The organism is Caballeronia sp. J97 (assembly GCF_905220305.1).
GTDB lineage: Bacteria > Pseudomonadota > Gammaproteobacteria > Burkholderiales > Burkholderiaceae > Caballeronia.
Map to the genome: position 1 here is coordinate 121,094 of NZ_CAJMZL010000001.1, position 13,232 is coordinate 134,325.

Sequence of the window (13,232 nt, forward strand, 5' to 3'; positions counted from 1 at the left end):
CGAAGTTCCGTATCCAGCGAGTCCGCTAGTTTAGCGCATCCTTCAGCGCTTTGCCAGGGCGAAATTTCGGCACCTTCGCGGCCTTGATCTTGATCGCATCGCCGGTGCGCGGATTGCGGCCCGTGCGCGCGGTGCGCTTGCCCACGGCGAACGTGCCGAAGCCGACGAGCGTCACAGTCCCGCCCTTTTTCAGCGTCGCGCGCACGCCGCCGATTACCGCCTCGAGCGCGCGACCCGCGGCGGCCTTGGAGATATCGGCTTGCTGCGCGATATGGTCGATCAGTTCCGTCTTGTTCATTGTGATCCCCGAATCAGTATTGGCACGTTGTAATCGATCTGGTTCAGCATCGATGCGAATGGCATCTCGATAAGATTGGATGCGGCGCCCATTTAACTTAGCCGAAAGAGGCGTGTCAACGGGGGTTGAGCCTTATTCGACGGGGGTTTCGGGCGTTTTAGAAGACCTCTTCGAAAAGCTGCGCACAAAAAGAAAAACCCGCGGGCGGACGCCCACGGGTTTTTAGTTTCGATCACGCAACACGGCGATGAAACCGTGTCGCGAGATGCGCTCAGTGCTTCACGACTTCGCCCGATGCGGGCGCGTCCTTCTGCTGTTCGGCCGCCACCGGCGTCGCCTTCGCTTCGTCTTCGGGCAACGATTCCGGCGCACGTTCGAGCGCCAGTTCCAGCACGCGATCGATCCAGCGAACCGGCACGATCTCGATGGCGTTCTTCACGTTATCGGGGATGTCGGCCAGATCCTTCGTGTTTTCCTCCGGGATCAGCACGAGCTTGATGCCGCCGCGATGCGCCGCCAGAAGCTTCTCCTTCAACCCGCCGATCGGCAGCACTTCGCCGCGCAGCGTGATTTCGCCCGTCATCGCGACATCCGCACGAACCGGAATGCCGGTCAGCACCGACACCAGCGCCGTGGTCATCGCGATACCGGCGGACGGGCCGTCCTTCGGCGTCGCGCCTTCCGGCACGTGGATGTGGATGTCCTTCTTCTCGAAAGATTCATCCGTGATGCCGAGGCGCCGCGAACGCGAACGCACCACCGAGCGCGCCGCTTCGACGGATTCCTTCATCACGTCGCCGAGCGAACCCGTGCGGATCACACCGCCCTTGCCAGGCATCACCGCCGCTTCGATCGTCAGCAGATCGCCGCCGACTTCCGTCCATGCGAGACCCGTGACCTGACCGATCTGGTTCTCCTTCGCGGCGAGACCGAAGTCGTACTTGCGAACGCCGAGGAAGGTGTCGAGGTTGGAACCATCGACCTTCACCGCGCCTTCGGCCTTCTTCAGCAGCAGCATCTTCACGACCTTGCGGCAGATCTTCGACACTTCGCGCTCGAGCGAACGCACACCCGCTTCACGCGTGTAGTAGCGAATGATGTCGCGGATCGCCTGTTCGGTGAGATCGATTTCGCCGTCCTTCAGGCCGTTGTTGCGCTTCTGTTTCGGCAGAAGGTAACGCGTCGCGATGCTGACCTTCTCGTCTTCCGTGTAACCCGACAGGCGGATGACTTCCATCCGGTCGAGCAGCGGCGGCGGGATGTTCAGCGAGTTCGACGTCGCGACGAACATCACGTCGGACAGGTCGAAGTCCACTTCGATGTAGTGGTCCGCGAAGGTGTGATTCTGTTCCGGATCGAGCACTTCGAGCAGCGCCGAGGCCGGATCGCCACGGAAATCCATGCCCATCTTGTCGACTTCGTCGAGCAGGAAAAGCGGATTGCGCACACCGACCTTCGCGAGGCTCTGCAGGATCTTGCCGGGCATCGAGCCGATATACGTGCGGCGGTGGCCGCGAATCTCGGACTCGTCATGCACGCCGCCGAGCGCCATGCGCACGAACTTTCGATTCGTCGCGCGCGCGATCGACTGCCCGAGCGAGGTCTTGCCGACGCCCGGAGGCCCGACGAGGCACAGGATCGGCGCCTTCACCTTCTCGACGCGTTGCTGGACCGCGAGATACTCGAGAATGCGTTCTTTCACCTTCTCGAGACCGAAGTGGTCTTCATCGAGCACGCGCTCGGCGTTCGAGAGGTCGTTGTTGACCTTGCTCTTCTTGCGCCACGGCAAGCCGATCAGCGTGTCGATATAGTTGCGCACGACGGTCGCTTCCGCGGACATCGGCGACATGAGCTTCAGTTTCTTGAGCTCGGCATCGGCCTTCTTCTTGGCTTCCTTCGGCATGCGCGCGGCGGTGATGCGTTTCTCGAGCTCTTCGAGATCCGCACCCTCTTCGCCTTCGCCCAGTTCCTTCTGAATCGCCTTGACCTGTTCGTTCAGGTAGTACTCGCGCTGGCTCTTTTCCATCTGGCGCTTCACCCGGCCACGAATGCGCTTCTCGACCTGAAGGATGTCGATTTCGGCTTCGAGTTGGGCGAGCAGATGCTCGAGACGCTCGATCACAGGGAACATCTCGAGGATGTGCTGCTTCTGGTCGAGCTTGAGCGGCAAGTGCGCGGCGATGGTGTCGGCAAGACGACCCGCCTCGTCGATCCCCGACAGCGACGTCAGGATTTCCGGCGGAATCTTCTTGTTGAGCTTCACGTACTGATCGAACTGCGAGACGATCGCGCGGCGCAGCGCTTCGGTTTCGGCGCTGTCGGCGTGGTCCGGCTCGAGCGGCATCACATCGCAGGAAAATTGCGTTTCCTGTTCTTCGATCGTAAGCGTCTTCGCGCGCTGCAGGCCTTCGACGAGCACTTTAACCGTGCCGTCCGGCAGCTTCAGCATTTGCAGGATGTTGGCGACACATCCTACTTCGTACATGTCTTTTTCGGTCGGCTCATCTTTCGCCGCCGTTTTCTGGGCGACGAGCATGATGTGCTTGCCGCCTTCCATCGCGGCTTCGAGTGCCTTGATCGACTTGGGCCGCCCGACGAAGAGCGGAATCACCATATGCGGGAAAACGACTACGTCGCGCAGCGGGAGCAGCGGCAGCGTGATGCGTTCCTGCGGGAGGAGTTGGGTTCCTGACATTTCATTTCCCCATTAGTGGAATCAGTTCAGTCGTAAGTAAGGCCGTTCAGAGCTATTGCAAGCCTTTATCGGAAGGGAAAAGTCGTTAGTCAAAGATCGCGTCAGTAACGTCCACAAGATAAACCGAAAAAAATAAAAAGCCGTTCACGTTGCCATGAACGGCCTTTCGCCGACACACAGCCTGCTTCAGTTCGATCCTGCTACTTTCGGTGCGTCTTCGTAGATGAGCAGCGGCTTGCCGTCACCGTCGATCGTGTTGTCGTCGACGATCACCTTCGAAACGCCCTTCATGGTCGGCAGTTCGTACATCACGTCGAGCAACGCCTGTTCCAGAATCGAACGCAGGCCGCGCGCGCCGGTCTTGCGGCGAATCGCCTTCTGCGCGATGGCCTGCAGCGCCGCCGGACGGATTTCCAGTTCCACGCGTTCCATCGCGAAGAGCTTGTGATACTGCTTCACGAGCGCGTTTTTCGGCTCGATCAGGATCTTCACGAGCGCCGCTTCGTCGAGCTTGCCGAGCGTCGCCACGACGGGCAGACGGCCGATCAGTTCCGGAATCAGACCGAACTTGATCAGATCTTCCGGCTCGACTTCGCGCAGCACTTCGCCCGCGTCGCGATCCTGCTTGCTCTTCACGCTCGCGCCGAAACCGATACCGGTTTTCTCGGTGCGATCCGTGATGACTTTTTCCAGCCCGTCGAACGCACCGCCGCAGACGAACAGAATGTTGGTCGTATCGACCTGGATGAAGTCCTGATTCGGGTGCTTGCGGCCGCCTTGCGGAGGCACCGACGCCATCGTGCCTTCGATCAGCTTGAGCAAAGCCTGCTGCACGCCCTCGCCGGACACGTCGCGCGTGATCGACGGGTTGTCCGACTTGCGGCTGATCTTGTCGATTTCGTCGATATACACGATGCCGCGCTGCGCCTTGTCGACTTCGTAGTTGCAGTTCTGCAGCAGCTTCTGAATGATGTTCTCGACGTCCTCGCCGACGTAGCCGGCTTCGGTCAGCGTCGTCGCATCCGCGATCACGAACGGCACGTTCAGCATGCGCGCGAGCGTCTGCGCGAGCAGCGTCTTGCCCGAGCCGGTCGGCCCGATCAAGAGAATATTGCTCTTCGACAGCTCGATTTCGTCCTTCTTGTCGAGATGCTTGAGACGCTTGTAGTGGTTGTACACCGCCACCGCGAGAATTTTCTTCGCGCGTTCCTGGCCGATCACGTACTGATTGAGGATATCGCTGATTTCCTGCGGGCTCGGCAGGTCGGACTTGCTCAGCCCAGCCTCTTCCGCCGCACCGGCTGCCTCGTCGCGAATGATCTCGTTGCACAGGTCGATACATTCATCGCAGATGAACACCGACGGACCAGCAATGAGTTTTTTCACCTCATGCTGGCTTTTGCCGCAGAACGAGCAATACAGCAGCTTTTCGCTACTGGAACCTTTTTTGTCCGCCATAAATGTGTGAGCCTCCGGACACTCTTGTTACATGATACGCCCTTCGATTCGCCGTCGCAGATTCGCACCCGCGAGGACGAACGAAGCGCGTTCTGGCGTTGCGCCGCATGCGCGACTTCGCACTCTCGGCCGGCACGTCGTCTCCGCGCGCCGGCGCGGCGCCGCTCCGGACGCCTTCAGGGACGCTTGTGAAGCACCTGGTCGACGAGGCCGTAAGCTTGCGCGTCGTCGCCCGACATGAAGTTGTCGCGATCCGTGTCGCGCGCGATGCGCTCGACGGGCTGACCCGTGTGGTGCGACAGCAACTGATTCAAACGCTCCTTGAGATACAGGATTTCCCGCGCCTGGATTTCGATGTCCGATGCCTGGCCGCGTGCGCCGCCGAGCGGCTGGTGAATCATCACGCGGGCGTTCGGCAGCGCAACGCGCTTGCCCTTCGCACCGGCCGCCAGCAGGAACGCGCCCATGCTCGCGGCGAGCCCCATGCACAGCGTGGAGACATCGGGCTTGACGAACTGCATGGTGTCGTAGATCGCCATGCCGGCCGAGACCGAGCCGCCGGGACTGTTGATGTACAGGCTGATGTCCTTGTCCGGGTTCTCGCTTTCCAGGAACAACAACTGAGCGACGACGAGGTTAGCCGACTGGTCGTTCACTTCACCGACGAGAAACACCACGCGCTCCTTGAGGAGGCGCGAGTAAATATCATAGGCACGCTCGCCGCGGCCGCTCGTTTCCACGACCATCGGAACGAGGCCGAGCGCCTGGGTTTCGAAATCCCGCGGTGCGTGGGACGCCAACGTGTCGAGCAATTCAGCGCGAAAGGTCATGCAATTTCCTTGTTCGGAATAGGGATACTGAACGACAAAGGAACACCCGGTAGAACGGCATGCAAACGCCCAAACTTTAATGCAAAAAAGGCGTGCGAGCCGTCAGTCCGACGACTCCGCACGCCCCTTGCCACTCGCGTCAGGCTTGCGCCGTTGCGCTGGCCAGTTCCTCGAAGCTGACTTCCTTGTCGGTCACCTTGGCCTTGCCCAGGACGAAATCGACGACGTTGCTTTCGACGACGTACGCTTCCATCTCGGCGAGGCGCTGCTGGTTCGAATAATACCAGCGGACGACTTCCTTCGGGTCTTCGTAGCTCTTGGCGAATTCGTCCACTTCAGCGCGGATCTGCTCGGGCTTCGCCTGCAGTTCGTTGGCTTTCACGAGTTCGGCCAGCACGAGGCCCAGCTTCACGCGGCGTTCGGCCTGCTCGGCGAACATTTCGGCCGGAATCGGCGCGTCGGCGGCGTTCGGCACACCGCGCTGCTGCAGGTCCTGACGGGCCATTTCGACGAGGCGCTGCTGATCCTGCTCGATCAGCGCCTTCGGCACGTCGAGCTCGGAGATTTTCAGGAGCGCGTCCATCACCTGGTTCTTCACGATCTGCTGCGTGCGGCGCTTCGCTTCACGCTCCAGGTTGTCCTTGATCTCGGTGCGCATCTTGGTGAGATCGCCGTCTTCGATGCCGAGCGACTTCGCGAAATCCGCGTTGATTTCCGGCAGATGCGGCCACTCGATCTTCTTGATCGTGATCGTGAACTGCGCGGTTTTGCCCGCCACGTCCTTGCCGTGGTAGTCCTCCGGGAACTTGAGGTCGAACTCGCGCGACTCGCCGTCCTTCAGGCCCGTCGCGGCTTGCTCGAATTCCGGCAGCATGCGGCCTTCGCCCAGCACGAACGCGAAGTCCTGCGCGCTGCCGCCTTCGAACGCGACGCCGTCGATCTTGCCGACGAAATCGAGCGTCACGCGGTCGCCTTCCTTGGCTGCGGTGTCCGCACCGCCGTCGCCGTGTTCGCCGGATTCGCCGCGCGCATGGAAATGCACGCGCTGCTTGCGCAGGATGTCCAGCGTACGATCGACTTCCGCTTCGGAAATGGTCGTGACCGTGCGTTCGATTTCAGCGGTCGACACGTCGCCGAGCTGCACTTCGGGATAGACCTCGAAGGTCGCGTCGAACGCGTAGGCGTCGGTTGCTGCTTCCGACTTCGGCGCGAAGCTCGGCTGGCCCGCGACGCGCAGGTTCTCAGCGCGCGTGACGTCGAAGAATTCCTTGCCGACCTTGTCGCTCAGCACTTCCGCCTCGACCTGGCCGCCGTACTGCTGCGTCACCATCTTGAGCGGCACCTTGCCCGGGCGGAAACCCGGCATGCGCACGTTCTTGGCCAACTGGCGGATGCGCGAATCCACTTCCTTCTGCACCGTATCCTTCTGCAGGGAAATCGTCACGCGGCGTTCGAGCTTGCCGAGGTTCTCAACTACGTTAGCCATGGCTGAAATCGTCCTAGAGTAAATCGTAAATTCGGTGTTCGGTTCTTCCGCGGTTCTAAAGGCGCGGGTCCGGGTGCGGGCTCTGCGTGAGCCGGCCGAAATCGACGCCTGGCATCGGAAGACGCGCAAAAAACGCGTCTCGCGGTCGTGCCGGAACGTCGCCCGACGCGGTGTCAGTCAACAGAGCCAAGCATTTTAGCAAACAATTTCGGCGAGCCCGTCCGACGAATTCGTCGACACGGCGATTCCAGCGGATTTGCCCGAAAAAATGCCCGTTTTCGGGGCAGATTTCGGCGTAAATCCGCGTTTTCCCGGCGCACTCGCACGCGCACAATTCCCGCTATCGGCACGGCGCTATTTTGCGTCGCGCGTCACGCTGATAAGCTTGCCGGCGCATGATTCACGCGACGAAGCCGCCCGCTGCGCAATCCATTGCCACAAGGCATGGAGCACATGCAACGACTGCATAGATTGGGCGTCGCGGCAGCTTTTCAATCGTCCCTCCACATCAGAACATCGAGACACCATGCCTAACGCCACGTCTGCTGCTCCCGTAGTTGTCATCGCTCCGGATTCCTTCAAGGGCTCGCTCTCCGCGGAAGGCGTCGCGAACGCCATCGCCGAAGGTATCAGGCGTGCGCGGCCGGACGCCGAGATCCGCATCCGCCCGATAGCCGACGGCGGCGAAGGCACGCTCGACGCGATGCTCTCTGCAGGCGGCGAGCGCCGCATGCTGAACGTGCGCGGCGCCGCCGCGGCGCGCCGCGACGCCGCCACGGGGCTGCTCGACGATGGCGGCGCGATCATCGAGACGGCGGAAGTCGTCGGCATCACCGATCCGGACGGCATGGCCGTGCCCGTCACCGAGCGCAGCACGCTCGGCATGGGCGAGGCGATCCGCGCGCTGCTCGATTCGGGCGCGCGCAAGTTCTACGTCGCGCTCGGCGGCAGCAGCACCAACGACGGCGGCGCGGGTCTGCTCGTCGGACTCGGACTGAAACTCCTCGATGCGGCCGGCAAGGAACTCGATCCGGTGCCGTCGGCGCTCGCGCAGGTCGCGCGCATCGACGCATCGGGGCTCGATCCGCGCGTGAAGGACGCGGCGTTCGTCGGCATGTCGGACGTCGACAATCCGCTTACCGGCGATCACGGCGCGACCGCCGTCTTCGGCCCGCAAAAAGGCGTGACGCCCGAGCAGGTCGCGACGATCGACGCCGCTCTAGCCCATTTCGCCGATCTGCTCGAACCGGCGATGGGCGTCGCCAAACGCAACGAACCCGGCGCGGGCGCGGCGGGCGGACTCGGCTTCGCGCTGCATATGCTCGGCGCGCGTTTCGAGACCGGCGCGGAAGTGGTGGCGCGCGAGATCGGACTCGACGCCGCGCTCGAAGGCGCGAACTGGCTCATTACGGGCGAAGGGCGCTCCGACGTGCAAACGCTGCACGGCAAGGCGCCGTTCATCGCCTGCAAGCACGCGCGCGACCGGGGCGTGCCGGCGTCGCTGCTGTCGGGCGCCGTCGATTCGGCCGCGTTGCCGCGACTTTCCGAGTTCTTCAGCGGCTGCTTCTCGCCGGCGCCCGGCCCGATCACGCTCGAAACGGCGATTCGCGATGCCGCGCGGCTGCTCGCCAACGAAGCCGAGCAGCTCACGCGCCTGAGGTTCGGTTCCCGATAAATCCGGGCGCGGCGCGCGCGCATCAGGCAGCCGCGCGCCTCGCTCCGAACGCGAGCCGGTCGAGGCACCAGACGGCGAGCATCGTTGCACCCATCAGCGGGAAGATCACGCCGAGCAACGTCAGGCTGCCGCGCCATGCACGCATCGGCGGACGTCTGGCCGGTCGCGCCGGCGCGCCGAGCTCGCGCGCGGGGCGCCGCTGCATCCACATGATGAAGCCCGTCACGGCCAGCGCCGCGAGCCCGAGCGAGATCGCCGAGCAGACGATCTGATTCGCGAGCCCGAAGTAGCGTCCCATATGCAGCGAGGTGCCGTACGAGATCCACTGCGCGACGCGCCCGTAGCTCGCGTAGTCGATATCCGAGAGCACGCGGCCGCTGTACTGATCGATGTGCAACGTGCGTTCGGCGCGCGGATCGGCGGGAAAATACGACACCGTGTAGACGCCCGTGGGCTTGCTCGGAAGCGCGATGCCGTAGTCGTCAGCGACACCGTTTTTCGCGGCGAGCGCGACCACTTCGTCGATCGACAGGCGCGTAGCCGATGACGACGCCTTTTCGCCGTCCGGCACAGTCGTCGCGCCGACGGCCCACGGCGTCTGATGCAACGGCAGATCGTCCATCTTCATCGGCATGCCGTGCATCGCGTGTTCGCCCATGTCTTTTGCTTCACGCGATGCCGCGCCGGGCGCCGTCGAATGCACGTGCGCCTCGCCCCAGGCGCCCTTCGGATAGCCGAGCGACGCGGATGTCGCGAGCGCCTTGAACTGCTTGCCCCACGAGCCCGACCACGGCAAGCCGGAGAGCACGAAAAAAAGCGCGCCGACGGCGAGCCAGAGGCCGCCCACCGAGTGCAGATCGCGCCACCACGCGCGGCCTTGCAGCGACAGGCGCGGCAGCCACACACCGCCCTTTCTCTCATTCGACCGGTTCGGCCACCACAACGCGATGCCAGTGCCGATCATCACGAGCGTCCAGCATCCCGCGAGCTCCATCAGCAGTTCGCCGGTCTTGCCGAGCATCAGGCCGCGATGCAGATCGCGCACCTGCTTCATCAATCGATGTTCGATGGAAAGCGTGCCGAGGACCGCGCCGTCATACGGGTTCACATACACGCTTTCGCTCTCGCCCGAAGGCAGGCGAAAGACGAACTCGGCGCTGCGCGTGCGATCGGTTTCGATCTGCGCGAGGGTCGGCACGGCGCCGGGCGGCTCGCTCGCCGCAGCCTTCGCGAGCAGGACGTCGCGTGAAAGCTGCGGGCCGTGTGTATCGGCGACGATCATCCTGTCGCGATACAGCAGCGGTTCGATCTGCGGCTGAAAACAGTAGAGCGTGCCGGTGATCGCGAGCACGATCAGGAGCGGCATCACGAAGAGTCCCGCATAGAAATGCCAGCGCCAGAGCGTGCGGCGATGCGCGATGACCTCTGCGTTCGACTTTGCTGCTGCCGCGTTCAGATTGGGTGCAAGCATGGTGATTCTCGTTGAGTGCGTGCGTTTCAGTGAAGAAGCGTCGGACAGGGCTACGCCCTTCGAGATGGAACGCGACGACCGGATACGTGCCCGTGCCGCCGCACGTATCCGGATTCGATTGGGTGTTGTCGAGCGAGCGATATCGCCGCCCGAGTCAGGTACCGCGCGCGATGTGACTGTATTCCCGGCCGTGATGCGGCCGCGATCGATCACGCCGCATGCGATCGGACGAGGGAGAGCTTCAGGAGAGAACGGGAGGCGCGCGCGGACTCGCGGCGTTGAAGGACTTCGACGCGACGCTGCCGACGTTCGCGAATGGCGACACGCGGGTGACGCGCTCGACCAGCGCGACATCGTGCGCGATACCCGCGCCGATCGGCAGATGATGCGCGAGCAGTCCGCAGTACGAGCACGCATCGAAATGACTCGCGGCGTCGTGATGACCGGCATGCGCATCGGTTGCGGATGCATCGACCGCACATAGCACCGCTCGAGGATCGGTCGCAGCATTGCGCGCGGCAAGCGTCTGGCTGATGACCGGTGCGACAATGGCAAGCCACATGGCGGCGATGCCGAGCCATGCGACGAAGCGATTGCGCGCGTTGCGGGTCATGAGAGGAAATGCCGATGCCGGGAGAATGAGCGAGATTGTAGGCAGCCGATGGACGAGCCGCAATCTTCGGCCACGTATGCCCGGGATCGATGCTCATGCGGCGTGCCGGCCGCCTTCCGCATGCGAAGCGTCGACGCAATTTCGCAGACATCGCCAGACGAATCGGTTAGAATCTCGGGCTTGGCACAGTGGACCGGTGCCGGACACGGCGGCATCGCCGGGCGCGGTCATCGCCGCATCAGCCCAGAGCGCCTGCCGTGCTGCGAGGATGGCGAAATTGGTAGACGCACCAGGTTTAGGTCCTGACGCCCGCAAGGGTGTGCGGGTTCGAGTCCCGCTCCTCGCACCACACGAAACCCCTTTGATCGGCAAAGGGGTTTTTTGTTTTCCGGACTAGATATTGATATCGCCGAGCTCCACCATCATCACCTCGCCTCTTGCCTGCGAGCGGCCCGCGACGTCGATGCCCGCCTGTTCCATCATCCGCCTGATCTCTTCCGGAATTCGCTCGCTTGCGCGGGCAGCGGCGATCGGCCGGTCGACGTGCGAGAGAAAGCGCCGTACGCACGTCGGCTGCCAGATCACGAAGACGTTGAGCGGATACGTGAGCCTCGCGTCGGCACGACGGCTCGCGGTGATATGCAGGCCTGTCGTCGGCGAGACGTGCATCTGCCGCGGACACACCCGAAAGTCGAAGCCGAAATCCGTCGCCACGCTTCTCACGAGGTGAGGCAGACATCTGTCGCCGAATTGCCTGTTCTCGGATTTGCTCAAGGCCATGGATGCCTCCGGCTTCGCCAGCCGATGGAGTCGATTGCCGCAGTGTCGCGCGCACGACGCGCGGCGTCGGTGGCTCGGCGCACAATCTTGCCGGGCTGGCCCGCCGGCAGCGAAGCCGCGCCTCGCCGGATAAAATGAGCGCCCGTGTGGCGAAACCGCAAGACAAGAACCACGACGCCTCCCCTTCGAACTCCCACAAGCCCCGTTCGTGAATTTCGACGACTATTGCCAGCAAAAGGCCGCCCCTGATGGATCCGGCACGTACTACGCGCTGCGCCGCGCGCCGGCGGCGAATCAGCCGCTGCTGACCGCGCTCTACGCGCTCTATCGCGAGCTCGAAGAGACCGTGAAGGAAACCAGCGATCCGACCATCGGCCGCACGAAGCACGCGTGGTGGCAAAGCGAACTCGGCCGGCTCGACGGCGGCGAGCCCACGCACCCGGTCACGAAGGCGTTGCAGGCGCATGCGGGCGATACCGCGCACCCCGTTCTGGACGATGCCGGGCGCGCATCGCTCGCGGCGGTCGTCGACGGCTTCGGCATGGATCTGGATCAGGCGCGCTATCTCGACTGGCCCGGCTTCAGACGCTACCTCGACCAGACCGGCGGCGCGTTCGCGACGGCGGTGGCACGCGCGAGCGCGCGAGATCCGCAGCACGCCGCGGCATGGGCGGCGCCGCTCGGATCGGCCTTGTTGCTCGCCGAGCGCGTCCAGCAGATCGGCGACGATGCGCGACATGGCCGCATCTATATTCCCATCGATGAGTTGCAGCGCTTCAACGTAACGGCCGCGGACATCATCAATCGCAAGTACGGCGACGCATTCACCGACCTCATGCGTTTTCAGACCAGCCGCGCCCGGCAAGCGCTCGGCGATGCATTGACCGCCGTTCCCGCTTCGGAACGCGCGACGCAACGTGTGCTGCGCGCGCAGGCCGCGCTTTCGCTTGCACTCTTCGACGAGATCGAGCGGGAGAACTTTCAGGTGCTGCATCAACGCATCGCGCTCACGCCGATCCGCAAGCTGTGGATCACATGGAAAACGCGTTAGGCGCGTAGCATCGGCAGCGGCTCGAAACGCGCGCCGAGAATCGACGCGGCATCGATCCGCCAGCACGCTTCGAGCACCGTCGCATAGAGCCTTCTGAAATCGATGCCGACGGGCAGGCCGCCGTCCGCATCGAGCCGATCGAGTCGCGGCGGCGCACCGAAGAGTCCGCCGCGCACGCTGCCGCCCATCATGAAATGCGCCGCCGCCGCGCCGTGCTCGGTGCCGCCCGCGTCATTCTCTCGCGCAGCGCGTCCGAACTCCGAGCGCGTCATCACGAGTGTCCGATCCCAAGCGCCGGACGCGATCAACGACGCTCGCAGCGTCGCGAGTCCTTGCGCCAGATCGGCAAGAAGCGCCGCATGCCGATGCGCCTGGCTTTCGTGCGTATCGAAGCCGTGCAACGTGACGTGGATGACCTTCACGCCGCGACCACGCGAACCGTTCACGCGATCGAGCCAGCCATCGGCACGATATTCATCCGCATGCGACGCGGTGTCCCATATCTCGCGCGAGCGGAAATGCGAGCGGTTGCGTGAGTCATATCCGACGCCCTGCACGATCGCCAGATCCTTCGCCCGCCACGCGCTCATCAATGGCAGCAACGACGGATGCAGGGCCGTGTGCTCATCGAGCGGCAACGCCCGATCTTTCGGAATGGCGAGACTCGGCCTTAGCACGCGATAGCGCGGATCGGCGATAGGAATGACCATGTTGAGCGCATCGTTGCCACCGTCGAGATCGACGAGCACGAGCGAGCGAATGGGAGATGAAGCATCGGAATGTGCGCCAGCGAACGCATCGGCTACGTTGCACGCACATCCCGCGAACGCGCCGGCAATCGAGAGGAATTGACGTCGGTTCATCGAGCAGATGCG

11 protein-coding genes and 1 tRNA gene are annotated in these 13,232 nt (G+C 63.3%); 3 read left to right on the top strand and 9 right to left on the bottom strand.

Annotated elements, in window-relative coordinates; all coding sequences use genetic code 11:
* Positions 1-25 precede the first annotated feature (25 nt).
* The 5 genes from U4Y90_RS00555 to tig form a co-directional block, all read right to left on the bottom strand.
* A complete protein-coding gene (locus U4Y90_RS00555; protein WP_321792516.1) occupies positions 26-352 on the bottom strand; it encodes an HU family DNA-binding protein in 327 nt (108 codons plus the stop codon).
* Positions 353-569: 217 nt separating this feature from the next.
* Positions 570-2,993: an endopeptidase La gene (gene lon, locus U4Y90_RS00560; RefSeq protein ID WP_321791132.1), complete on the bottom strand. Its 2,424-nt coding sequence runs from the start codon at positions 2,991-2,993 to the stop codon at positions 570-572.
* A gap of 186 nt (positions 2,994-3,179) precedes the next feature.
* On the bottom strand, positions 3,180-4,451 hold the full coding sequence (clpX, locus tag U4Y90_RS00565; protein WP_061149689.1) for an ATP-dependent Clp protease ATP-binding subunit ClpX: 1,272 nt from the start codon (positions 4,449-4,451) through the stop codon (positions 3,180-3,182).
* Between the two features lie 176 nt (positions 4,452-4,627).
* Complete coding sequence (gene clpP / locus U4Y90_RS00570) at positions 4,628-5,281, bottom strand: ATP-dependent Clp endopeptidase proteolytic subunit ClpP (RefSeq protein WP_321791139.1); 654 nt, start codon at positions 5,279-5,281, stop codon at positions 4,628-4,630.
* 139 nt (positions 5,282-5,420) lie between these two features.
* Positions 5,421-6,767, bottom strand: a complete 1,347-nt coding sequence (tig, locus tag U4Y90_RS00575) for a trigger factor (RefSeq protein WP_321792518.1) — start codon at positions 6,765-6,767, stop codon at positions 5,421-5,423.
* A 526-nt stretch (positions 6,768-7,293) separates the two neighbouring features.
* Between tig and U4Y90_RS00580 the strand changes: the two genes are divergently transcribed.
* Positions 7,294-8,442: a glycerate kinase gene (locus U4Y90_RS00580; RefSeq protein WP_321791141.1), complete on the top strand. Its 1,149-nt coding sequence runs from the start codon at positions 7,294-7,296 to the stop codon at positions 8,440-8,442.
* A 22-nt stretch (positions 8,443-8,464) separates the two neighbouring features.
* On the opposite strand, the gene U4Y90_RS00585 is transcribed toward U4Y90_RS00580, so the two are convergent.
* Together U4Y90_RS00585 and U4Y90_RS00590 are read right to left on the bottom strand one after the other, a co-directional pair.
* The gene (locus U4Y90_RS00585) at positions 8,465-9,913 is read right to left on the bottom strand and encodes a PepSY domain-containing protein (protein WP_321791142.1); all 1,449 of its coding nucleotides are present in this window, start codon (positions 9,911-9,913) and stop codon (positions 8,465-8,467) included.
* A gap of 241 nt (positions 9,914-10,154) precedes the next feature.
* Complete coding sequence (locus U4Y90_RS00590) at positions 10,155-10,526, bottom strand: DUF2946 domain-containing protein (RefSeq protein ID WP_321791144.1); 372 nt, start codon at positions 10,524-10,526, stop codon at positions 10,155-10,157.
* A gap of 262 nt (positions 10,527-10,788) precedes the next feature.
* Here U4Y90_RS00590 and U4Y90_RS00595 point away from each other — a divergent pair.
* Positions 10,789-10,875, top strand: a tRNA-Leu gene (locus U4Y90_RS00595).
* 44 nt (positions 10,876-10,919) lie between these two features.
* Here U4Y90_RS00595 and U4Y90_RS00600 read toward each other — a convergent pair.
* Positions 10,920-11,306, bottom strand: a complete 387-nt coding sequence (locus tag U4Y90_RS00600) for a hypothetical protein (protein ID WP_321791146.1) — start codon at positions 11,304-11,306, stop codon at positions 10,920-10,922.
* Between the two features lie 208 nt (positions 11,307-11,514).
* Between U4Y90_RS00600 and U4Y90_RS00605 the strand changes: the two genes are divergently transcribed.
* A complete protein-coding gene (locus U4Y90_RS00605; protein WP_321791148.1) occupies positions 11,515-12,357 on the top strand; it encodes a squalene/phytoene synthase family protein in 843 nt (280 codons plus the stop codon).
* On the opposite strand, the gene U4Y90_RS00610 is transcribed toward U4Y90_RS00605, so the two are convergent.
* Complete coding sequence (locus U4Y90_RS00610; RefSeq protein ID WP_321791150.1) at positions 12,354-13,220, bottom strand: DUF1501 domain-containing protein; 867 nt, start codon at positions 13,218-13,220, stop codon at positions 12,354-12,356. The two genes, U4Y90_RS00605 and U4Y90_RS00610, sit on opposite strands and share 4 nt — an antisense overlap.
* Positions 13,221-13,232 lie beyond the last annotated feature (12 nt).

Excerpts from the sequence above, each read along its gene's own strand:
- lon (WP_321791132.1), bottom strand. The coding sequence starts at position 2,993 with ATGTCAGGAACCCAACTCCTCCCGCAGGAACGCATCACGCTGCCGCTG.
- clpX (WP_061149689.1), bottom strand. The coding sequence starts at position 4,451 with ATGGCGGACAAAAAAGGTTCCAGTAGCGAAAAGCTGCTGTATTGCTCG.
- clpP (WP_321791139.1), bottom strand. The coding sequence starts at position 5,281 with ATGACCTTTCGCGCTGAATTGCTCGACACGTTGGCGTCCCACGCACCG.
- tig (WP_321792518.1), bottom strand. The coding sequence starts at position 6,767 with ATGGCTAACGTAGTTGAGAACCTCGGCAAGCTCGAACGCCGCGTGACG.
- U4Y90_RS00580 (WP_321791141.1), top strand. The coding sequence starts at position 7,294 with ATGCCTAACGCCACGTCTGCTGCTCCCGTAGTTGTCATCGCTCCGGAT.
- U4Y90_RS00585 (WP_321791142.1), bottom strand. The coding sequence starts at position 9,913 with ATGCTTGCACCCAATCTGAACGCGGCAGCAGCAAAGTCGAACGCAGAG.
- U4Y90_RS00590 (WP_321791144.1), bottom strand. The coding sequence starts at position 10,526 with ATGACCCGCAACGCGCGCAATCGCTTCGTCGCATGGCTCGGCATCGCC.
- U4Y90_RS00600 (WP_321791146.1), bottom strand. The coding sequence starts at position 11,306 with ATGGCCTTGAGCAAATCCGAGAACAGGCAATTCGGCGACAGATGTCTG.
- U4Y90_RS00610 (WP_321791150.1), bottom strand. The coding sequence starts at position 13,220 with ATGAACCGACGTCAATTCCTCTCGATTGCCGGCGCGTTCGCGGGATGT.